22 protein-coding genes are annotated in these 21039 nt (G+C 72.9%); 17 read left to right on the forward strand and 5 right to left on the reverse strand.

Annotated elements, in window-relative coordinates; all coding sequences use genetic code 11:
• The first annotated feature begins 29 nt into the window (after positions 1-29).
• A complete protein-coding gene (locus tag IE180_RS25335; protein ID WP_190159264.1) occupies positions 30-281 on the forward strand; it encodes a helix-turn-helix domain-containing protein in 252 nt (83 codons plus the stop codon).
• A 14-nt stretch (positions 282-295) separates the two neighbouring features.
• Here the strand turns inward: IE180_RS25335 and IE180_RS25340 are convergent, their stop codons facing one another.
• Complete coding sequence (locus IE180_RS25340; protein WP_190159265.1) at positions 296-964, reverse strand: NAD(P)-dependent oxidoreductase; 669 nt, start codon at positions 962-964, stop codon at positions 296-298.
• Between the two features lie 61 nt (positions 965-1025).
• Between IE180_RS25340 and IE180_RS25345 the strand changes: the two genes are divergently transcribed.
• The 8 genes from IE180_RS25345 to IE180_RS25380 all read left to right on the forward strand — a co-directional run bounded on the left by IE180_RS25345 (position 1026) and on the right by IE180_RS25380 (position 10136).
• Positions 1026-1427: a winged helix-turn-helix transcriptional regulator gene (locus IE180_RS25345; RefSeq protein WP_190159266.1), complete on the forward strand. Its 402-nt coding sequence runs from the start codon at positions 1026-1028 to the stop codon at positions 1425-1427.
• 10 nt (positions 1428-1437) lie between these two features.
• Positions 1438-1818: a PPOX class F420-dependent oxidoreductase gene (locus tag IE180_RS25350; RefSeq protein WP_190159267.1), complete on the forward strand. Its 381-nt coding sequence runs from the start codon at positions 1438-1440 to the stop codon at positions 1816-1818.
• A gap of 109 nt (positions 1819-1927) precedes the next feature.
• Entirely contained in the window at positions 1928-3406 is a 1479-nt protein-coding gene (locus tag IE180_RS25355; protein WP_190159268.1) for a UL36 very large tegument protein, read from the forward strand.
• 277 nt (positions 3407-3683) lie between these two features.
• Positions 3684-4526 (forward strand): nitrilase-related carbon-nitrogen hydrolase, encoded by an 843-nt coding sequence (locus IE180_RS25360; RefSeq protein WP_030692943.1) that lies wholly within the window; start codon positions 3684-3686, stop codon positions 4524-4526.
• A complete protein-coding gene (locus IE180_RS25365) occupies positions 4523-5806 on the forward strand; it encodes an aspartate aminotransferase family protein (RefSeq protein ID WP_190159269.1) in 1284 nt (427 codons plus the stop codon). The genes IE180_RS25360 and IE180_RS25365 overlap by 4 nt, the downstream gene beginning before the upstream one ends.
• Before the next feature lie 19 nt (positions 5807-5825).
• Positions 5826-7229 (forward strand): dihydropyrimidinase, encoded by a 1404-nt coding sequence (hydA, locus tag IE180_RS25370; protein WP_190159270.1) that lies wholly within the window; start codon positions 5826-5828, stop codon positions 7227-7229.
• 10 nt (positions 7230-7239) lie between these two features.
• On the forward strand, positions 7240-8256 hold the full coding sequence (locus IE180_RS25375; RefSeq protein ID WP_190159271.1) for a TIGR03842 family LLM class F420-dependent oxidoreductase: 1017 nt from the start codon (positions 7240-7242) through the stop codon (positions 8254-8256).
• 338 nt (positions 8257-8594) lie between these two features.
• Entirely contained in the window at positions 8595-10136 is a 1542-nt protein-coding gene (locus IE180_RS25380) for an NCS1 family nucleobase:cation symporter-1 (RefSeq protein ID WP_190159272.1), read from the forward strand.
• On the opposite strand, the gene IE180_RS25385 is transcribed toward IE180_RS25380, so the two are convergent.
• Together IE180_RS25385 and lplAB are read right to left on the reverse strand one after the other, a co-directional pair.
• On the reverse strand, positions 10090-10902 hold the full coding sequence (locus tag IE180_RS25385) for a serine protease (RefSeq protein WP_229860856.1): 813 nt from the start codon (positions 10900-10902) through the stop codon (positions 10090-10092). The genes IE180_RS25380 and IE180_RS25385 overlap by 47 nt on opposite strands.
• Before the next feature lie 291 nt (positions 10903-11193).
• The gene (gene lplAB, locus IE180_RS25390; protein WP_190159273.1) at positions 11194-12261 is read right to left on the reverse strand and encodes a lipoate-protein ligase LplAB; all 1068 of its coding nucleotides are present in this window, start codon (positions 12259-12261) and stop codon (positions 11194-11196) included.
• Positions 12262-12375: 114 nt separating this feature from the next.
• Between lplAB and IE180_RS25395 the strand changes: the two genes are divergently transcribed.
• From IE180_RS25395 to IE180_RS25415, 5 genes are all read left to right on the forward strand, one after another.
• The gene (locus IE180_RS25395) at positions 12376-13212 is read left to right on the forward strand and encodes an inositol monophosphatase family protein (RefSeq protein ID WP_190159274.1); all 837 of its coding nucleotides are present in this window, start codon (positions 12376-12378) and stop codon (positions 13210-13212) included.
• An 81-nt stretch (positions 13213-13293) separates the two neighbouring features.
• Positions 13294-14697 (forward strand): phytoene desaturase family protein, encoded by a 1404-nt coding sequence (locus IE180_RS25400; protein WP_190159436.1) that lies wholly within the window; start codon positions 13294-13296, stop codon positions 14695-14697.
• 10 nt (positions 14698-14707) lie between these two features.
• Entirely contained in the window at positions 14708-15328 is a 621-nt protein-coding gene (locus IE180_RS25405) for an L-threonylcarbamoyladenylate synthase (protein ID WP_030694474.1), read from the forward strand.
• Positions 15329-15683: 355 nt separating this feature from the next.
• Positions 15684-17162, forward strand: coding sequence for an AlkA N-terminal domain-containing protein (locus IE180_RS25410; RefSeq protein WP_190159275.1), 1479 nt, complete (start codon positions 15684-15686; stop codon positions 17160-17162).
• Between the two features lie 13 nt (positions 17163-17175).
• Positions 17176-17676, forward strand: coding sequence for a methylated-DNA--[protein]-cysteine S-methyltransferase (locus IE180_RS25415; protein WP_190159276.1), 501 nt, complete (start codon positions 17176-17178; stop codon positions 17674-17676).
• On the opposite strand, the gene IE180_RS25420 is transcribed toward IE180_RS25415, so the two are convergent.
• A complete protein-coding gene (locus IE180_RS25420) occupies positions 17673-18392 on the reverse strand; it encodes an SIR2 family NAD-dependent protein deacylase (RefSeq protein ID WP_190159277.1) in 720 nt (239 codons plus the stop codon). The genes IE180_RS25415 and IE180_RS25420 overlap by 4 nt on opposite strands.
• Before the next feature lie 104 nt (positions 18393-18496).
• On the opposite strand from IE180_RS25420, the gene IE180_RS37580 reads away from it, so the two are divergent.
• From IE180_RS37580 to IE180_RS25435, 3 genes are all read left to right on the forward strand, one after another.
• Complete coding sequence (locus IE180_RS37580) at positions 18497-18601, forward strand: transposase (RefSeq protein ID WP_373302821.1); 105 nt, start codon at positions 18497-18499, stop codon at positions 18599-18601.
• Positions 18602-18844: 243 nt separating this feature from the next.
• Positions 18845-19357, forward strand: a complete 513-nt coding sequence (locus IE180_RS25430) for a hypothetical protein (RefSeq protein ID WP_190159278.1) — start codon at positions 18845-18847, stop codon at positions 19355-19357.
• Positions 19358-19632: 275 nt separating this feature from the next.
• A complete protein-coding gene (locus tag IE180_RS25435) occupies positions 19633-20424 on the forward strand; it encodes an IS5 family transposase (RefSeq protein ID WP_190159279.1) in 792 nt (263 codons plus the stop codon).
• Here the strand turns inward: IE180_RS25435 and IE180_RS25440 are convergent.
• The gene (locus IE180_RS25440; RefSeq protein ID WP_190159280.1) at positions 20381-20920 is read right to left on the reverse strand and encodes a hypothetical protein; all 540 of its coding nucleotides are present in this window, start codon (positions 20918-20920) and stop codon (positions 20381-20383) included. The genes IE180_RS25435 and IE180_RS25440 overlap by 44 nt on opposite strands.
• Positions 20921-21039 lie beyond the last annotated feature (119 nt).

Genomic DNA, 21039 nt, shown 5'->3' on the forward strand with positions numbered 1-21039 from the left:
ATTACTATACCGGTATTAGAATGGTCGGCATGGTGCGCACCCCCCTGACCCCCGAAGAGCGCGAGCGCGGCGAGCGCCTGGGCCTGCTCCTGCGCGAGGCGCGCGGCGAGCGGTCCATGGTGGAGATCGCCGCGGCCGCCGGCCTCTCCGCCGAGACCCTCCGCAAGATCGAGACCGGCCGTGCCCCGACCCCGGCCTTCTTCACCGTCGCGGCGCTGGCCGGGGTCCTCGGCCTCTCCATGGACGAGCTGGTGGTGCACTGCACCCCGACTCCCGTCTGACGCGTCCTCCCGGGTCAGACGGAGACCGCGAGCTGCACCCGGCTGTGGCGCGGGCGCTCGATCTCGTCCAGGAGGGCGAGCGCCAGATCGGCGTGGGCGATGCGGCCCGGGCCGTCGATCACCGTGCCCACCGCCGTCCGGTAGCCGCCCGTCCGCTCGGCCTCCGCGTTCAGGTCGATGCCCGGCACCACCATCAGCCAGTCGAGTCCGGGCCCGGCCTCGGCCGTGAGCAGCTCGAACTCGGCCACGTGCCCCTGGGAGAACGTCCGGTACTGCTCCGGGAAGTCCGGCGCGTCCATCAGCCGCACCCCGGGAGCCGTCTCCAGGGTGGTGGCGATGCCCAGGGTGACCAGCCGCCCGACGCCCGCCTCGGTGAGCCCGGCGACCATCGCCTTCGCCGCGGCCGTGAAGAAGTCCACCGAGGGCACGTCGAGACGGACCGCGGCGTTCACCGCCGCGTCGTGGCCCGCCGCGAGCGCCGCCACCGAGGCCGCGTCCGTCGCGTCACCCCGTACGAGCGTGACTCCCGCGCCCTCCAGGTCGCCGTGGGCGGCCGGGTCGCGGACCACGGCCGTCACCCGGTGGCCCCGCGCCACCGCCTCCGCCACGGCCGCCCGGCCGACGCGCCCGCCGGCCCCGAAGACGATGACGCTCTTGCAGTCGCTGTTGCTGTCGTTGTTCATGACGGGACCGTAGAACGGGCGCCCCTGGTTACTTCAACGGTACTGGGCTAGCGTCGGCCGCATGATGGAGCAGCCGTCCCCGCAGCCGCTGAGTCCCTCCCTCTTCGACGACCCCGACTGCGCCGGAAGTCCCCCCCGTCCCCTCCGCGTCGGCGGCAAGTGGACCGCGATGGTGCTGCGCTGCCTGGAGGACGGAGCGCCCCGCCGCTTCTCCGAACTCCGCGTCCCGCTGCACTGGATCACCCCCAAGGTGCTCACCGAGACCCTCCGCTCCATGGAGCGCGACGGCTTCCTCACCCGCACCGTCCACGACGAGAACCCGCCCCGCGTCGAGTACGCCCTCACCGGCCTCGGCCGGTCCCTCCTCGCCCCGCTCGACGCGGCGTGCGCCTGGACGCGCACCCACGCCCCCGAGATCACCGAGGCCCGCGCCGCCTACGCCTCGAACGCCACGCCCGCCTAGGCTGCCGGGCATGATGCCCGAAGAGCTGCGACGCGGCCGTTACGTCAGTCTGACCACCTTCCGGAAGAACGGCACGGGGGTCGCGACACCCGTCTGGTACGCGACGGAGGGCTCCGAGCTGTACGTGTGGACCCGCTCCGACTCCTGGAAGGTCAAGCGCCTGCGGAACGACCCCCGGGTCGAGGTCGCCGTCTGCGACCTGCGCGGCAACGTCGCCGACGGCGCCGAGCGGTTCGCCGGGACGGGACGCCTCGTGGAGGGGGAGGAGCTGCGCCGGATCCGGCGCCTGCTCTCGCGCAAGTACACCTGGCAGTACTGGCTGACCGACGTGCCGGCCATGATCGTCCGACGCGGCAAGCGCCCGCACACCGGGATCGTCGTGACGTTCTGACCCCCGCACATCCGGAGGAAAACAGTCCGTAGTCGTCCCGTAACACGACTGCGGTCCAATACCCGCGGACCGGAAGGTCCCAGTCGACCGCGGGGCAGGTGCGTGACGCATGACGAGGTATCAACCGCCTTCCGGAACAGCGGCGTTCACGCGCTGGCTGACCGAGCTCGCGGGCCGCGCCCGGCCGGAGGGCGGCTGGTACGGGGTCTTCGCCGCACGCGACCCGGAAGGCCTGCGCGCCTGCCTCGACGGGGCCGACATCCTGCCCTGGGACATCGTCCAATCCCTCCTCCAGGACGTCGGCGAAGCCGTCGACGGGCCGTTCGCCGTCCGGGGCCGGAGCCTGTACGCGGCGGCCGCGGGAGCCCACGACGGCCGCCCCGGCGGAGCGGAGGCGCTCGCGGAGCGCCGGGACCTCATGGAGGCCGAACGCCGGTACGCCGGGACCCGGTGCCGCGAACTCGCCGAGCGGCTGCGCGGCACCCCTGACCCGGCGGAGGCCGCCCGCCTGGAGCACGACCTCGCCTGGGCGCGGGACGACGAGGCCAGGGCGGCGGCCCGGGTGAGGGAACTGACGACGCGCCTTGTCCGGTTGGGGCCGGGGCCGGGGCCGGGGCCGGGGCCGGAGGCGGGGCCGGGGGTGTCGGCTGCGGCCGGGGCGTCGCCCACCGGGACCGCCGGGCCGGTGCCGGCCGTGCGGGCCGGTGTCGCCGGGCCGGTGTCGACCGTGCCGGCTCGCGCCGCCGGGCCGGTGTCGACCGTGCCGGCTCGCGCCGCCGGGCCGGTGCCGGCCGTGCCGGCTCGTGTCGTCGGTCAGGTCTCGGTCGCGCCGCCCCGCGCCGCCGCCCCGTCGGCGGCTGCCGCGAAGCCCGCCAAGGCCGGGCGGCGACCCCGGGGTGCCCGGTACGCCTGGCTGGAGGAGGGAGCCGAGACGGTGGAGCGGGGACCGGCGCCCCTGCCCGTGCTCCCGGCCGGGGGAGCGGCACCCCGCGGGGCCCGCTTCGGCGCCGCCGCCGACCCCGTCGCCGCCCTCGCGGCCCCCGCCCCGGACTCCGCCGAAGCCGGCCGCGCGGCGGCCGCGGCGGTCCACGCCCTCCGGCGCCTCCGCGCGCAGGGCCGCAGCGGAGAGGCGCACGTCCTGCTCTGCGAAGCGCTCGCCGGACCGCCGGCCCGGCTGCCCGCCCTCGCGGCGGAGCTGCACCGGGCCGGGCTCGGCGCCGACTGGTCCACCCTGCTCTGGGAGGCGGCCTCGCTGCCGCCCACCCGGCTCGCCGCCGTCGCGGGCGTGCTCGCCGACGCGGGGCGGACGGCCGACTGCGAGCAGCTGCTCCGGCAGGGCGTGGCCCGCCCGGCCGAGGAGCTCGCGGGCGCGTGCGCCGCGCTGCGCGCCGAGGGCCACCACCGTGAGGCGCACGCCCTGCTCACCGCGTTCGTCCGGGTTCGCACCCCCGAGGACACCGCCCGTCTCGCGGGCGTGGACCCGCACGGCCTGGTCCCCCGGCTCCTCGCCGCGGCCCGCGAGGTGTCCGCGGCGCGCGAACGCGACCTGCTCCACGCGCTGAGGGTGGCGGGCCTGGCGGGGGCGTGACGGGCGACGGGCGGGCCACCGCGCGGAGGGGAGCGGCCCCGCCCGCGTCGGCACCCACCTCCACCCACCCCGGCGCGGGCGGGTCGGGGGGCAATCCGTACTGGTCCGTACGTGTCGGTACGTGTCCGACGTGGACCACTCGGGTATGAAACATGATCGACCCGGCCGCTTCACGGCGGCGGTCTTGCTCCGGGGTGTGACGGGGCTTACGTTCTCCTCCTACGCACCGCGTCTACGTGCGTAGAGGCTCTCTGACGCCGCGCCGAAGGAGCAGCTCATGACCCACGTCGTACGCGCCGCACTCGTCCAGGCCACCTGGACCGGCGACACCGAATCCATGATCGCCAAACACGAGGAGCACGCCCGCGAGGCCGCCCGGCAGGGCGCCAAGGTGATCGGCTTCCAAGAGGTCTTCAACGCGCCCTACTTCTGCCAGGTCCAGGAGCCCGAGCACTACCGCTGGGCCGAGCCCGTCCCCGACGGCCCGACCGTCCGCCGGATGCGGGACCTCGCCCGCGAGACCGGCATGGTGATCGTCGTCCCCGTCTTCGAGGTCGAGGGCGAGGGCTTCTACTACAACACCGCCGCCGTGATCGACGCCGACGGCAGCTACCTCGGCAAGTACCGCAAGCACCACATCCCCCAGGTCAAGGGCTTCTGGGAGAAGTACTACTTCCGTCCGGGCAACGCCGGCTGGCCGGTCTTCGACACCGCCGTCGGACGGGTCGGCGTCTACATCTGCTACGACCGCCACTTCCCGGAGGGCTGGCGCCAACTCGGCCTCAACGGAGCGCAGTTGGTCTACAACCCCTCGGCCACCCACCGCGGGCTCTCCTCCTACCTCTGGCAGCTGGAGCAGCCCGCCGCCGCCGTCGCCAACGAGTACTTCGTCGCCGCCATCAACCGCGTCGGCATCGAGGAGTACGGCGACAACGACTTCTACGGCACCAGCTACTTCGTCGACCCGCGCGGTCAGTTCGTCGGCGACGTCGCCTCCGACAAGGCCGAGGAACTCGTCGTCCGCGACCTCGACTTCGGCCTCATCGAGCAGGTGCGCCAGCAGTGGGCCTTCTACCGGGACCGCCGCCCCGACGCGTACGACGGGCTGGTGCGGCCGTGAGCAGCCTGTACGACCGGCACAAGGCCGTCATCCCCGACTGGATCGCCCTCTACTACCGCGACCCCATCGAGATCACCCACGGCGAGGGCCGCCACGTCTGGGACGCCCACGGGCGCAAGTACCTCGACTTCTTCGGCGGCATCCTCACCACCATGACCGCCCACGCCCTGCCCGAGGTCACCAAGGCCGTCGCCGAGCAGGCCGGGCGGATCATCCACTCCTCGACCCTCTACCTCAACCGCCCCATGGTGGAGCTCGCCGAGCGGGTCGCCGGCCTCTCCGGCATCCCCGACGCCCGCGTCTTCTTCACCACCTCCGGCACCGAGGCCAACGACGCCGCCCTGCTCCTCGCCACCACGTACCGCGGCTCGAACCAGATCCTGGCGATGCGCAACAGCTACCACGGCCGCTCCTTCTCCACCGTCGGCATCACCGGCAACCGCGCCTGGTCGCCCACGGGCCTCTCGCCGCTCCAGACCCTGTACGTGCACGGCGGCGTCCGCGGCCGCGGTCCGTACGCCGGGCTCACCGACGAGCGTTTCATCGAGGCGTGCGTCGCGGACCTGGAGGACATGCTCGGCCAGACCCGCGCGGGCGTCGCCGCCCTCATCGCCGAACCGATCCAGGGCGTCGGCGGCTTCACCTCCCCGCCCGACGGCCTCTACGCCGCCTTCCGCCGCGTCCTCGACCGGCACGGCATCCTCTGGATCTCCGACGAGGTGCAGACCGGCTGGGGCCGCACCGGCGAGCACTTCTGGGGCTGGCAGGCCCACGGGCAGGCGGGCCCGCCCGACGTCCTCACCTTCGCCAAGGGCATCGGCAACGGCATGTCCATCGGCGGCGTCGTCGCCCGCGCCGAGGTCATGAACTGCCTGGACGCCAACTCCATCTCCACCTTCGGCGGTTCGCCGATCACCATGGCCGCCGGGCTGGCCAACCTCTCCCACCTCCTGGAGCACGACCTCCAGGGCAACGCCCGCCGCGTCGGCGGCCTCCTCATCGAGCGCGTCCGGGCCGCCGCGGCGGGGGTCGCGGAGGTGCGGGAGGTCCGCGGCCGCGGTCTGATGATCGGCATCGAGCTCACCGAACCGGGCACCGACCGGGCGAACCCGGACGCGGCCGCCGCCGTCCTGGAGACCGCCCGCGAGAACGGCCTGCTCATCGGCAAGGGCGGCGGCCACGACACCAGCACCCTGCGCATCGCCCCACCGCTCTCGCTCACCGTCGCCGAGGCCGAGGAAGGCGCCGCGATCCTCGAACAGTCCCTCAGGTCCCTCTAGCCGGCAGGGGAGAAGTCCCGTGAGCACCCGTACCCTCATCCGCGGCGGCCTCGTCGTCACCGCCGCCGACGAACTCCACGCCGACGTGCTGATCGAGGACGGCCGCGTCGTCGCCCTCGCCGCCCACGGCTCGGACACGGCGGCCGGCTGGACCGCCGACCGGACCGTCGACGCCACCGACCGCTACGTGCTGCCCGGTGGCGTCGACGCCCACACCCACATGGAGCTGCCCTTCGGCGGCACCTCCGCCTCCGACACCTTCGAGACCGGCACCCGCGCCGCCGCCTGGGGCGGCACCACCACCATCGTCGACTTCGCCGTCCAGAGCGTCGGCCACAGCCTGCGCGAAGGACTCGACACCTGGTACGCCAAGGCCGACGGCAACTGTGTGATCGACTACGCCTTCCACATGATCCTCTCCGACGTGAACGAGCAGACGCTCAAGGAGATGGACAAGCTCGTCCAGGAGGGCATCAGCTCCTTCAAGCTCTTCATGGCCTACCCCGGCGTCTTCTACAGCGACGACGGCCGGATCCTGCGCGCCATGCAGCGCTCCGCCGACAACGGCGGGCTGATCATGATGCACGCGGAGAACGGCATCGCGATCGACGTCCTGGTGGAGCAGGCCCTCGCCCGGGGCGAGACGGACCCGCGCTACCACGGAGAGGTGCGCAAGGCCCTGCTGGAGGCGGAGGCCACGCACCGGGCGATCCAGCTGGCACGAGTGGCGGGCGCCCCGCTCTACGTCGTCCACGTCTCCGCCGAGGAGGCCGTCGCCGAGATCGCCGCCGCCCGCGACAAGGGCCTGCCGGTCTTCGGCGAGACCTGCCCGCAGTACCTGTTCCTCTCCACCGACAACCTGGCGGAGCCGGGCTTCGAGGGCGCCAAGTACGTGTGCTCGACGCCGCTGCGGCCGAAGGAGCACCAGGCGGCCCTGTGGCGCGGGCTGCGGACCAACGACCTCCAGGTGGTCTCCACCGACCACTGCCCGTTCTGCTTCGTGGGCCAGAAGGACCTCGGGCGCGGCGACTTCTCCAAGATCCCCAACGGCCTGCCGGGCGTGGAGAACCGCATGGACCTCCTCCACCAGGCCGTCGTCGACGGGCACATCAGCCGCCGCCGCTGGATCGAGATCGCCTGCGCCACCCCGGCCCGGATGTTCGGCCTCTACCCGCAGAAGGGCACGATCGCGCCGGGCGCCGACGCGGACATCGTCATCTACGACCCGCACGCGACCCAGATCCTGTCGGCCGAGACCCACCACATGAACGTCGACTACTCCGCGTACGAGGGGAAGAGGGTCACCGGCCAGGTGGAGACGGTCCTCTCGCGCGGCGAACCGGTCATCGAGCAGCGGAAGTTCACCGGTCGAGCCGGCCACGGCGCCTTCACCCCGCGCGCCACCTGTCAGTACCTGAACTAGGAGAACGACGTTGGACTTCGGACTCGTCCTGCAGACCGACCCGCCCGCCTCGCAGGTCGTGGGCCTGATGCGCCGGGCGGAGCGCAACGGCTTCCGCTACGGCTGGACCTTCGACTCCGCCGTGCTGTGGCAGGAGCCCTTCGTCATCTACAGCCAGATCCTCGAACACACCACCAAGCTCCACGTCGGGCCGATGGTGACCAACCCCGGCACCCGTACGTGGGAGGTCACCGCCTCCACCTTCGCCACCCTCAACGACATGTACGGCAACCGGACCGTGTGCGGCATCGGCCGCGGCGACTCCGCCATGCGCGTCGCCGGCCGCAAGCCGAACACCCTCGCCCGCCTCGGCGAGGCCATCGAGGTCATCCGCGACCTCGCCGAGGGCCGGGAGGCCGAGGTCGACGGCAGCCCGATCCGCATCCCGTGGGTGAGGGACGGGAAGCTGCCGGTGTGGATGGCGGCCTACGGCCCCAAGGCCCTCGCCCTGGCCGGGCAGAAGGCCGACGGCTTCATCCTCCAGCTCGCCGACCCCTTCCTGGCCGAGTGGATGGTCAAGGCCGTCCGGCAGGCCGCCACGGACGCCGGCCGCGACCCCGACGCCCTCACCATCTGCGTCGCCGCCCCCGCGTACGTGACGGCCGACGACTCCCCGGAGGCCCTGGCCCACGCCCGGGACCAGTGCCGCTGGTTCGGCGGCATGGTCGGCAACCACGTCGCCGACCTGGTCGCCAAGTACGGCGAGCACTCCTCGATGGTGCCGGACGAGCTCACCGCGTACATCAAGAACCGGCAGGGCTACGACTACTCCCACCACGGCCGCGCCGACAACCCCGACACCGCCTTCGTCCCCGACGAGATCGTCGACCGCTTCTGCCTCCTGGGCCCCGCCGAGGCCCACGTCGACAAGCTCCGCCACCTCAAGAGCCTGGGAGTCGACCAGTTCGCCGTCTACGACATGCACGACAACCGCGAGGGCACCATCGACGCGTACGGCTCCGACGTCATCCCCGCGATCGGCCCGTAGTCCGGAGCCGTCGCACCGCGGGGCGGCGATCTCCGCCGGCGTGATCGAGGCGTGGCCGACCCCACGGGCGCCGGCGTCGGGGTGCCTCTCGATCACCAGCACGCAGGGGGACGGCGGCGCGTCTCAGGAGCGCGGTCGTGTCCACGACGGAAGGACCGACAGAAACGGCAGAGCCGGAAGGGCCGCCAAGAGCGCGGGCCGCCAAGAGCGCGGGCGGCCCGGAGCGCGGGGCGCCCCGCCTCCCTTGACGCCCCTGCCCCACGGGACAAGACTCCGCACGGTCAAGAACCCCACGCCCCGCACGGCCTCGTTCCGTCCCCGAACGAAGGGTTCCGTCCATGACCGCAACCGCGCCCTCCGGTGGATCCGGCCCTTCCGGCACCCACAGCGACCGTGTCGAGCTCGCGCCCGGCACGGCCCCCGCGGACCCCCGCTTCGCCAACGACGACCTGCTCCCCGTCCCCGTGGCCGACCGCCGCTGGACCACGTACAACTTCGCGGCCCTCTGGGTCGGCATGGCCCACAACATCCCCTCCTGGATGCTCGCCTCCGGTCTCGTCGCCCTCGGCATGGATTGGAAACAGGCCGTCCTCACCATCGCCCTGGCCAACGTCGTCGTCCTCGCGCCGATGCTGCTCACCGGGCACGCCGGACCCAAGTACGGCATCCCCTTCCCCGTCCTCGCCCGCGCCTCCTTCGGACTGCGCGGGGCCAACCTGCCCGCCCTCGTCCGGGCCGGCGTCGCCTGCGCCTGGTTCGGCATCCAGACCTGGATCGGCGGCCAGGGCGTCTTCGTCCTGCTCGACAGGGTCTTCGGCGGCGGCTGGGCGGAGGCGTCGAAGGTCGGCGGACAGCCCTGGACGCTGTGGCTCTGCTTCGTCCTCTTCTGGGCCCTCGAACTCGCCGTCATCCACCGGGGGATGGAGGCCCTGCGCCGCTTCGAGAACTGGGCCGCGCCCTTCGTGATCGTCGGCGCGCTCGCCCTGCTCGTCTGGATCACGGCCGAGGCGGGCGGCCTCGGTCCGCTCCTCGACCAGCCGTCGAAGCTGGGCTGGGGCGCCGACTTCTGGCCCGTGTTCTTCCCCGCCCTCATGGGCATGATCGCCTTCTGGGCCACGCTCAGCCTCAACATCCCCGACTTCACCCGTTTCGGCGCGGGCCAGCGGTCCCAAGCACTGGGCCAGATCCTCGGGCTGCCCACCACCATGACCCTGTTCGCGCTGCTCTCGGTGCTGGTCACCTCCGGCTCGCAGGCCGTGTACGGGGCGCCCGTCTGGGACCCGGTGGCGCTCGCCGCGAAGACCGACGACGTCTTCGGGCTGCTCTTCGCCCTGGTGACCGTGCTGGTCGCCACCCTCTCCGTGAACATCGCGGCGAACGTCGTCTCCCCGGCGTACGACCTCGCCAACCTCGCCCCCAGACTGGTGAACTTCCGTACGGGCGCGCTGATCACCGGCGTCGTCGGCGTGCTCCTCATGCCGTGGAAGCTCACCGCCACCCCCGAGCTGTACATCTTCACCTGGCTCGGTCTGGTCGGCGGGCTCCTCGGCACGGTCGCCGGCATCCTCATCGCCGACTACTGGCTCGTCCGCCGGACCGTCCTCGACCTCGAAGGCCTCTACCGGTCCGACGGCCCCTACTGGTACCGGGGCGGCTGGAACCCGGCGGCCGTCCTCGCCTTCGCGGTCGGCGGCGTCCTCGCCGTCGGCGGCTCCCACTCGGCGCCGGGCACGGGCCCGTTCCCCGAGGACGGGCTCGTCCCCTTCCTCGAACCGCTCGCCGACTACGGCTGGGCCGTCGGCCTCGCCGCCGCGCTGCTCCTGTACACCGCCCTCATGAGGCGCGGGGCAGCCTCCCGGCCGTCCTTCCGATCCAGCTGAGGTAGGACCAGACCCGGGTGTTCACGGCGGGGGTGTCGGTCGCGCACCCCTTCCCGTACGAGACCAGACCGACCAGGTACGGCCGTCCCGCGATCGTGTGGACCAGGGGGCCGCCGGAGTCGTACTGACAGGTGTCCCGGCCGGGCGCGTACGTGCAGAGCTGGGCGTCGGTGACCCGGGGCATGCCCCGGGCCCCGCACGTCGGGTTGCTCATGGTGCCCAGGAGCACGGTCCGCAGGACGTCGGAGGTGCGACCCCCGAAGGAGGTGGTGCCCCAGCCGGGAGCCTCGACCTGCGTGTGGTCGAAGGTGCCGTGGGCGTACCGGACGGGCAGGGCGACCGGCCGCACGTCACGGTTGAACGCCACCGGCTCGGCCAGCCGGACCAGCGCGATGTCGTCGCGCTGGGCGGCCGGGTCGTAGTCCGGGTGCGTGAGGAAGGCGGCGGGGGTCGCGAGCACCGCGTTCGGGCTGTCGTCCCCGCGCGTCAGGTCGTGGTCGCCGAGGAGCACCCCCACGCGCGCGGTGTCGCCGTACGAGCCGGTCAGACAGTGCGCGGCGGTGAGCACGTACCGCTCGCCGACCAGGGCACCGCCGCACATCACCCGCCGCTCGGCCAGGTCCACGAGCCCCACCATGAACGGGTACTGGTGGGGCCGCGCCTCCCGGCCCCCGACGACCGCGTGCGCGGGCGGCGCGACGCCGAGGGGGCACACCGCCATCAGCGTGCCCGCGACCGCCGCCATCAGCTTCCTCGCCCGTCCCACCTGATCTCCGCCCTGTCGACACCGTGTTCCCGGGGCCGGTCCCGTGCGGAGACGTTTCCGCACGTCCGTCGTCCCGGCCCGCGTGGGCATCAACGAGACGGGCGCGACGAGGTCACCCGACGACGGGGCCGGACTGGCGACCGCGACGACGCGCATGCCGCGCCCAGTCGGTGGCCGCCCGTCACTCCACCGGGCCGGAGCCCACTCCCGCACCCACCGGGACGGCGCCCGCCCCTCGCGCCCGCCGTCGCGGGCTGCGCCCACCGGGACGGCGCCCGCCCCGCGCGGCGGCTACGGCACCCGGGACGTCCATTCCCGGGTGCCGAACTTGGACTCCGCCAGGTCCTTCGCCCGGGCCAGTTCGTCCTCCGTGAGGTGCCCCTCCGCAAGCCCGTACCGCCCGCGGAAAGAGGCGATCATCCGCTCGATCACCGCCTCGCGCGGCAGCCCCGTCTGACGGCGCAGAGGATCCACGCGCTTCTTCGCGCTCTTCGTGCCCTTGTCGGAGAGCTTCTCCCGGCCGATCCTCAGCACCTCGGCCATCTTGTCCGCGTCGATGTCGTACGCCATCGTCACGTGGTGCAGCACCGCCCCCTCGCCCGCCACGAGCCGCTTCTGCGCCGCGCCCGCGATCTTCCCCGCGTCCGTGGCGATGTCGTTGAGCGGCTGGTACCAGGCCCGGATCCCCATGTCGCCGAGCGCGCCGAGCACCCAGTCGTCCAGGTAGGCGTAACTGTCGGCGAAGGACAGGCCCTGCACGAGGGCGTCGGGGACGGAGAGCGAGTACGTGATGGTGTTGCCCGGCTCGATGAACATCGCCCCGCCGCCGCTGATCCGGCGCACCACCTGGACGCCGTGCCGCTCCGCCGCCTCCGCGTCCACCTCGTTGCGCAGGGACTGGAAGCTGCCGATCACCACCGCCGGGGCGCCCCACTCCCAGACCCGCAGGGTCGGCGGGCGGCGGCCCGCCGCCACCTCGGCCGTCAGGACCTCGTCGAGCGCCATGTGCAGCGCGGGGGACTGCGGCGGTTCGTGGATCAGCTGCCAGTCGTAGTCGGTCCAGTCCGTGGCGTGGGCGAGGGCGCGCCGGACCGCGATCCCGACGCCCTCCGAGGTCAGGCCGAACATCTGCGTGCCCGGCGGGAGCGCCGCGTCGATCCGCGCGGCGAGCCCCTGGGCGTCCGTGTCGACCGGCGCGCCGTCCAGCGCCCCGTCGATCGCGAGGATCGCCTCGTCCGGTTCGAGGAAGAAGTCGCCCGCGACCCGGACGTTCCGCAGGACGCCGTCCTCGCTGTCGAGGTCGACGACCACCAGCTTTCCGCCGGGGACCTTGTACTCGCCGTGGTAGGCGCCGTGCACGGGAACCCTCCCTGCGTGTAAGGGGTGAACTCGGCCAAAGGGTACTCCCCGGGAGAACGGGGGACGACGAGTGCGGCATACCGGTTGTCAGCGGCCCGTGCTTAGCTGGGGGACATGATCGAAGACTTCCTTGAGCAGGTCCTCGGCGGCCGTACGGCCGAGGTCGAGGAGGCCGTCCGCAAGGCGGCCGCCGCCGAGATCACGCCGCGCTTCCGGCAGCTCGCGGCCGACGACATCGTCGAGAAGAACGGGCCGCACGACCTGGTCACCGTCGCCGACCGGGCCGCCGAGGCCCATCTCACCGCGTCGCTGACGGCCCTTCTGCCCGGGTCCGTGGTCGTCGGCGAGGAGGCCGTGCACGCCGACCCCACCGTGTACGAGGAGCTGCGCGGCGACGCCCCCGTCTGGATCGTCGACCCCGTCGACGGCACCCGCCAGTTCGTCCACGGCGACCCGGCCTTCTGCACCCTCGTCGCCCTCGCCCGGCACGGCGAGGTCCTCGCCTCCTGGACCTTCGCGCCGGCCCTGGGGGAGTTCGCCGTCGCCGTGCGCGGGCGCGGCGCCACGCTCAACGGGCGGGAGATACGGTCCGGTTCGCCGGTGCCCGGCGAGGCCCTGGAGGTCGCCACCTCGCACCCCGACTACGCCACCCCGGACCAGAAGCGCGCCCTGCTCGGCCTGCGGACCGAGGGCGTCCGTCCCCGCCCCTGCGGTTCGGCCGGTCTCGAGTACCTCGCCGTGGCGCGCGGGGAGCTGTCCGGAACCGCTTTTTCCTGGGAGTACGCCTGGGACCACGCCGCCGGCCTCCTGCTGGTCGCCGAGGCGGGCGGCACGACCACGACGGTCGCGGGGGAGCCGTTCCGCATCACCGGGGGCAACGCCCTGCCCTTCACGACGGCCCGGGACGCGGCGACCGCCGAGCGGATCCGGACGCTCCTCGGGGGCGCGTGAGGCGCGCTCTCCCACCCGCCTATCCTGGGACCCCTGGCCATCGGCTGACGAAGGAGCCCGAAGGTGACGAACGAGACGTCGATGCTCGATGCCGTCGTCGTGGGGGCGGGGCCCAACGGACTGACGGCCGCCGTCGAACTGGCCCGGCGCGGCCTGTCCGTGGCCGTCTTCGAGGCCAAGGCCACCGTCGGCGGCGGCGCCAGGACCGAGGAGCTCACCCTCCCCGGCTTCCGCCACGACCCCTGTTCCGCCGTGCACCCGCTCGGGGCGGGCTCGCCCGTCTTCAAGACGATGCCGCTCGACCGGTACGGCCTGGAGTGGCTCCACCCCGAACTGCCCATGGCCCACCCCTGGGGCGACGGCACCGCCGCCGTCCTCGCCCGTTCCGTCGCCGAGACCGCCGCCTCCTTCGGGCCGCGCGACGCCGGGACGTACCGTCGGCTCGTCGCCCCCTTCCTCGGCAAGTGGGACACGCTGGCGAGCGACTTCATGCAGCTGCCGCTCACCGCGCTGCCCCGCGACCCGGTCACCCTCGCCCGCTTCGGCCTCGCCGGACTGCCGCCGTCCACCTGGCTGATGCGAAGGTTCCGGGACGAGAAGGCCCGCGCGCTCCTCGCGGGGCTCGTCGGTCACGTCATCGCCCCGCTGGACGGCATCGCCACCGGCGCCGTCGGCCTGGTCTTCGCGCTCGCCGCGCACGCGGGCGGCTGGCCGCTGCCCCGGGGCGGCTCGCAGTCGATCTCCGACGCCCTCGCCGCGTACCTCGAGGACCTCGGCGGCGCCGTCCACACCGACTTCGAGGTCAAGCGGCTCGACGACCTGCCGCCGGCCCGCGCCTACGTCTTCGACACCTCGCCCACCGCCCTGGCCCGGATCGCCGGCTTCGGCGGGCACTACGACCACTACGAGTACGGCGCCAGCGCCTTCAAGATCGACTACGCGCTCGACGGGCCCGTGCCCTGGACCGCCGAGGAGGCCCGCCGCGCCGGCACCGTCCAGGTCGGCCCCACCGCCGGGGAGATCGGCACCGCCCTGCGCGAGGCCTCCTCCGGGACCGCCCCCGACGTGCCCTTCCTCATCACCGCCCAGCCGAGCCTCGTCGACCCCTCCCGTGCCCCCGAGGGCAAACACGTCTTCTGGGCCTACGGTCACGTGCCCAACGGCTGGCGCGGCGACCTCACCGAGGCGATCGAGCGTCAGATCGAGCGCTTCGCCCCCGGCTTCCGCGACCGCGTCCTGGCCCGCGCCACCGCCGGCCCGCCCGAACTCGCCGAGCGCAACGCCAACTACGTCGGCGGCGACATCGCCTGCGGCGCCGCCCGCGGCCTCCAGCTCCTGCTGCGCCCCACGCTGTCCCTCCGCCCTTACGCGACCCCGCACCCGGCGGTCTTCCTCTGCTCCTCCGCGACCCCGCCCGGCCCCGGCGTCCACGGCATGTCCGGGCACAACGCGGCGAAGGCCGTCTGGCGGAGCCTGCGAAAATAGACTGGTCCCCATGGCCAAGTACTTCGACGTGCACCCCGACAACCCGCAGCCCCGCACCATCAACGCGGTGGCCGACTCCATCCGGAACGGTGCGCTCGTCGCGTACCCGACCGACTCCTGCTACGCGCTGGGCAGCCGCATCGGCAGCCGCGACGGCATCAGCCGGATCCGTGCCATCCGCGACCTCGACGACCGGCACCACTTCACGCTGATGTGCGCGAACTTCGCCCAGCTGGGTCAGCTCGTGCACATCGACAACGACGTCTTCCGCGCGGTCAAGGCGTCCACCCCCGGCGCGTACACCTTCATCCTGCCGGGCACCAAGGAGGTGCCCCGCCAGCTGCTGCACCCCAAGAAGAAGACGGTCGGCGTCCGCATCCCCGACCACGTCGTCACCCAGGCCCTCCTCGCCGAACTCGGCGAGCCGCTGCTCTCCAGCACCCTGCTCCTGCCCGACGAGGCCGAACCGCTGACCCAGGGCTGGGAGATCAAGGAACGGCTCGACCACCAGGTGGACGCGGTGCTCGACTCCGGCGAGTGCGGCACCGAACCCACCACCGTCGTCGACTTCTCCAGCGGCGAGCCCGAGATCGTCCGCCGCGGCGCGGGGGACACCACCCGCTTCGAGTAGCGGGGCCTCCCGGAGGACGGGACGACCGAACGGCTCGACGGCGTCCTCGCCGGCACCCCGCACGAGGTGCCGGTCCCGGTCGCCCTCCCCCATCCGCCGGTCCCGTCGCACACCCCGCGCGTGGACGGGCCCCGGCAGTTCGGCGAGGAGCGGCTCGCCGCGCTCTCCGACCGCCACCCCCGCCCGACGGCCTTCCGCGTCCTCGGCGGGGACGGCCGGCCGACCACCCCCTACCGGACCCCCACCGGGCCCTACCGGACGGTCACGGCCCGAGGGAGCGGGGCGGGGGCGGAAGGCGGACGTCCATGTCGTTTTCTCGCCAGCCCGCGAGCCCTCCGTCCCCGATCCTGGAACCATGCACACCGACACCGAGCGCTGCGTGCGAGCCGTCCGGTCCAAGGAGGCGCGCTTCGACGGCGTCTTCTTCACCGCCGTCCGCACCACCCGGATCTACTGCCGGCCCAGCTGCCCGGCCGTCCCGCCCAAGCCCGAGAACATGGAGTTCCACCCCAGCGCAGCCTCCTGCCAGCGGGCCGGCTACCGGGCCTGCAAGCGGTGCCGGCCGGACACCAGCCCCGGCTCGCCCCAGTGGAACGTCCGGGCCGACGCCGTCGCCCGTGCCGTGCGCCTCATCCAGGACGGCGTCGTCGACCGCGAAGGCGTCCCCGGACTCGCCCGGCGGCTCGGCTGGTCCACCCGCCAGATCGAACGCCAGCTCCTCGCCGAACTGGGCGCCGGGCCGCTCGCCCTGGCCCGCGCCCAGCGCGCCCAGACCGCCCGGCTGCTCATCGAGACCACCCCCATGGCCTTCGGCGAGATCGCCTTCGCGGCCGGCTTCTCCTCCATCCGCACCTTCAACGACACCGTCCGCGAGGTCTTCGCCCTCGCCCCCGGCGAGCTCCGCGCCCGCGCGGCCCGCCGGTCGCCGGTCCGGGCGACCGCGACCCCCGGCGTCATCGGCCTCCGGCTGCCGTTTCGCACCCCGCTCGAACCCTCCAACCTCTTCGGCCACCTCGCCGCGACCGCCGTCCCCGGCGTGGAGGAGTGGCGCGACGGCGCCTACCGGCGGACGCTGAGCCTCCCGTACGGCCACGGCGTCGTCGCCCTCGCCCCCCGCGCCGACCACATCGCCTGCCGCCTCTCCCTCACCGACCCGCGCGACCTCACCCACGCGATCAGCCGCTGCCGCCGGCTCCTCGACCTCGACGCCGACCCCGTCGCCGTCGACGAGCGGCTCCGCGCCGACCCGCTGCTCGCCCCGCTCGTCGACGGGGCGCCCGGCCGCCGCGTCCCCGGGACCGTCGACCCCGCCGAGTTCGCCGTACGGGCCGTCCTCGGCCAGCAGGTGTCCACCGCCGCCGCCCGCACCCACGCCGCCCGCCTGGTCGCCGCGCACGGCGTCCCGATCGAGGACCCCGAGGGCGGGCTGACCCACCTCTTCCCGGAGCCCGAGGCGCTCGCCGCCCTCGACCCCGAGAGCCTCGCCCTGCCGCGCAGCCGCCGCACCACCCTCCTCACCCTCGTCCGGGCCCTCGCCGACGGCTCACTCCCGCTCGGCCCCGCCGACGACCGCGAGGAGGCCTGCGCCCGGCTGCTCGCCCTGCCCGGTTTCGGACCCTGGACCACCGAGATCATCGCCATGCGGGCCCTCGGCGACCCCGACGCCTTCCTCTCCGGCGACCTCGGCGTCCGCCGCGCGGCCGAGGGACTCGGCCTGCCCGGCACCCCGGCCGCGCTCACCGCCCGCGCCGCGCACTGGCGCCCCTGGCGCGCCTACGCCGTCCAGCACCTCTGGGCGACCGACGACCACCCGATCAACCACCTGCCCGCGTAAAGGACCCCGCGCCATGCCCGCCGTCCGACACACCGTCGTCGACAGCCCGTACGAGCCGCTGACGCTCGTCGCCGTCGACGGCGTCCTCAGCCGCGTCCACATGACCGGCCAGCGCCACCGCCCGCCGGAGGAGACCTTCGGCGAGCCCGACCCGCGGCCCTTCGGTGAGGCGATCCGCCAGCTCGACGCCTACTTCGCGGGCGAACTCACCGAGTTCGAGCTGCCGTTGAAGCTGATCGGCACCCCGTTCCAGCTGCGGGTCTGGGAGCAGTTGCTGCGCATCCCGTACGGGGAGACCCGGACGTACGGCGAACTCGCCGAGGAACTCGGTAGTCCCGGCGCCTCCCGTGCCGTGGGCCTCGCCAACGGCAAGAACCCCGTCAGCATCATCGTCCCCTGCCACCGGGTGGTCGGAGCGGGCGGCGGCCTCACCGGCTACGGCGGCGGCCTGGACCGCAAGCAGCGGCTGCTCGCCTTCGAGTCGGGCACGGCGGAACCGGACGCCCTCTTCTAGCGGAGCCGGTCGAGGAGCGCGGGCAGCGCCGTGCCGATCGGCTCCCGCACGACCTCGTCGGCGACGGAGTCGTACGGGGTGGGCTCGGCGTTCACGATGACCAGCCGGGCGCCGTGCTCGACCGCGATCCCCGCGAGGGAGGCCGCCGGCTGGACCTGGAGGCTGCTGCCGACCACGACGAACACCTCGGTGGCCTTGGCGATCGACATGGCCCGGCCGAGCACCACCGGATCGAGCCGCTGCCCGAACATCACCGTCGCGGACTTCAGGATCCCGCCGCACGTCCGGCACGCCGGGTCGTCGTCACCGGCCCGCACCCGGTCGAGCGCTTCCGCCATCGACGAGCGCGCGTGGCAGGACGTGCACACCACCGACCGCGCCGAGCCGTGGAGTTCGAGGACCTTCCGCGCGGTCACCCCGGCGTCCTGGTGCAGCCCGTCCACGTTCTGCGTGATCACCCGCAGCGGGTTGCCGCTCGTCCGCTCGTACGCGGCGATCGCGCGGTGCGCCACGTTCGGCCCGGCGCTCAGGGCCTGGCCGTCGAGCCGCATCCGCCACGATCGGCGGCGGATCTCCGGATCGGCCATGTAGGGCCCGTACGTGACGAGCCGCTCGGCCCCGGGGTCCTGTCGCCACACCCCGTTCGGCCCCCGGTAGTCGGGGATGCCCGAGTCCGTGGAGATGCCGGCACCACTGAGTGGCTGTTGTCGTTCCATCTTGAGGGGTGACGGTCGAACGGGAGTCTCGATCGGGTGAGTGCGGCGGCCGGCGTGCATGCGCGGGCGGGGCGGGCAGCTGGAGGTGTTACTGCCGCCGCGCGATGCTGGACGCGATCCGCTACCTCGTCGACGACGGAACGAAGTGGCGGGCGATGCCGGCCGACTTCCCGCCGTGGGGCCGGGTATACGCGTTCTTCCGTCGCTGACGCCGCGCCCGGGTGTGGTGGCGCCCGGAGGGCGACCGTGCAGATGGCCATCGGGACTGGCAAGTCGTACGTGGGCGGCTGGTGCCGTGCCGGGGCGGGTTCGGTAAGGCCGTTGGCGTCGGCAGTCGGGGCCGCGCCAGCCTCCGCTCGAACGGGTGAAATGTGGGTTTGGGTGTTTTCACGTCATTGCCCTGGGCATGGCTGTGCGATGGCAAAGCAACCGAAGACTGAGGGAGACCTGTGATGGTCGAGGACACGCGACGTTATGCCTTCCTGAGTGCAAGCTTCCTCTCGAAGCAGTACAAGGCGGTTCCGCCCGAGGTGCTCGAAAACGCCATCTTCCTCTTCGGCGGCAAGAGGAGCTGGCTGTTCCCGGAAAACAGGGAAGAGATGCTCGAGGCCCGGAACCTGCCGGCCAAGTACCTTGAGTTCGATGAGGACTTTAAGACCCTCATTCGGCACAAGGAGGATCAGGGGCTGGCGTTCTGGCTGCTGCCGGATAAGGACTACAAGAAGGTCTCGGCATGGATCGAGGGGATCACCGACCCAGTAAGCAAGGAGAACTACCGCCCTCTCATCCTGGACGAGAGCTGGTGGCTCACCGAATTCATCTCGAAGGACGCCAAGTTCGCCAAGGATGCTCAGCAGATCATCGACAACTTCAAGCAGGGTGAATTCGATTACGACTCGGTGATGGAGCTGCTCTACCAGGGCAACCCGACGATCGTTCCCACCCTGTACTGGGCGGAGGGCTGACACGGAGTGGCTGTTGCCGTTCCGATCTTGAGGGGTGACGGTCGAACGGGAGTCTCGATCGGCTGAGTGCGGCGGCCGCCGCGCATGAAAGCAGGGCCTCTTGGTAGCTCGAAGGGTGTCTACGCCAAAGAGCTGTCCAGGAGGCCCTGTTGTCGCAGCTCTACGGCACCGCGGGGGCAGGGTCCACTTCGGTCATTCTCGCGTGTGACTGCCTGGCACACCGGTTCGGGAACGCCGCCGACCACGGGATCCGTGTGCGCCGCTACCCGACGGACATGTCCGATGCGGAGTGGGCGGTGGTGCGGCCGCTGCTGCCGGTGCCGGGCTGGCTGCGCGGGCGGGGCGGGCAGCCGGAGGTGTACTGCCATCGCGCGATGCTGGACGCGATCCGCTGCCTCGTCGACAACGGAACGAAGTGGCGGGCGATGCCGGCCGACTTCCCGCGGTGGGACCGGGTTTATGCCTTCTTCCGCCGCTGGCGCGACCACGGCCTGGTGAAGGAGTTCCACGACCGGCTCCGCCGCAAGGTCCGCGAGCAGGCTGGGCGGGACCCGGAGCCGAGTGCGGGGGTGATCGACTCTCAGTCCGTCAAGGCGGACGCCGTCGTCGGGGCCGACAGCCGCGGCTTCGACGGCGGCAAGCTGATCAACGGCCGCAAGCGGCACGCCGTGGTCGACACCCTCGGCCTGCTGCTGGGGGTGCTGGTCACCGACGCCGACATCGGCGACCGCGCCGCCGCGCAGGTTCTGCTCGCCCAGGTCGCGGCCAAGTACCACCGACTGACGCTGGTCTGGGCCGACGGCGGCTACACAGGCAGCCTCGTCGAGTACGGCCGCACCGTCCTCGCCCTGGTCCTCGCGATCGTCAAGCGCAGTGACGACATGCGCGGCTTCGTCGTGCTGCCCAAACGCTGGATCGTGGAGCGGTTCTTCGCCCACCTGATGCGAAGCCGCCGCCTCGTGCGGGACTTCGAACGGTCTACCGGCAGTGCGGAGGCGATGGTCTACTGGTCGATGACGCAGCTCATGACCCGGCGCCTGGCCCGGCCACGGCCTTCACGAGCGTGAACCGGCCCGGCGACACTTCGACCAGCCACCTGCGCGCTGTCAGCCGCTTCGCCTTCGACCGCAACGCCTCGACCTTCGCGGGTGCCGGGTCCAGACCGAAACAAGCGGCCATCTCCTGGCACGTCAGCGGACCCTGACCGAGCCGCTTGCGGTCCGCGAGAGCCCGCACGATGCGCTGGTAGTCCGCCGACAGTGCCGACCAGGCCAGCCCCGCATGCCACACCGGCACCACCGACTTCGGCTTCGCCGCCTCCGAAGACGCAGGCAGCGCCGGTGGTTCACCGCGATCCGACGGCTCCTCGCCGACGGCCGGGCCGGCGATGTCGCCCGGGGACAGGACCTCGCCGACGCGTGTACGGGCGATGACCCACTCGTTCCACTCCCGCTCGGCCGCGACCAGCTCGGCCTGGATACGGCCCGTCTCCTCCTGCAACGCGTCCACACGACGGCGAGCAGCGAGCTCACGCTGTTCCAGCAGCCCCACGACCGACGGCATCCCCGCCCTCCACCAGAGCGACGACATGACACGTCACCACTCCCCGAGACCGCCGCTCCCATCCCTAAACAGCAGAAACGCAGCCATCAAGCACGGAAAGGCAACAGCCACTGAGGATC

This window comes from Streptomyces litmocidini (assembly GCF_014649755.1).
GTDB classification, from domain to species: Bacteria; Actinomycetota; Actinomycetes; order Streptomycetales; family Streptomycetaceae; genus Streptomyces; species Streptomyces litmocidini.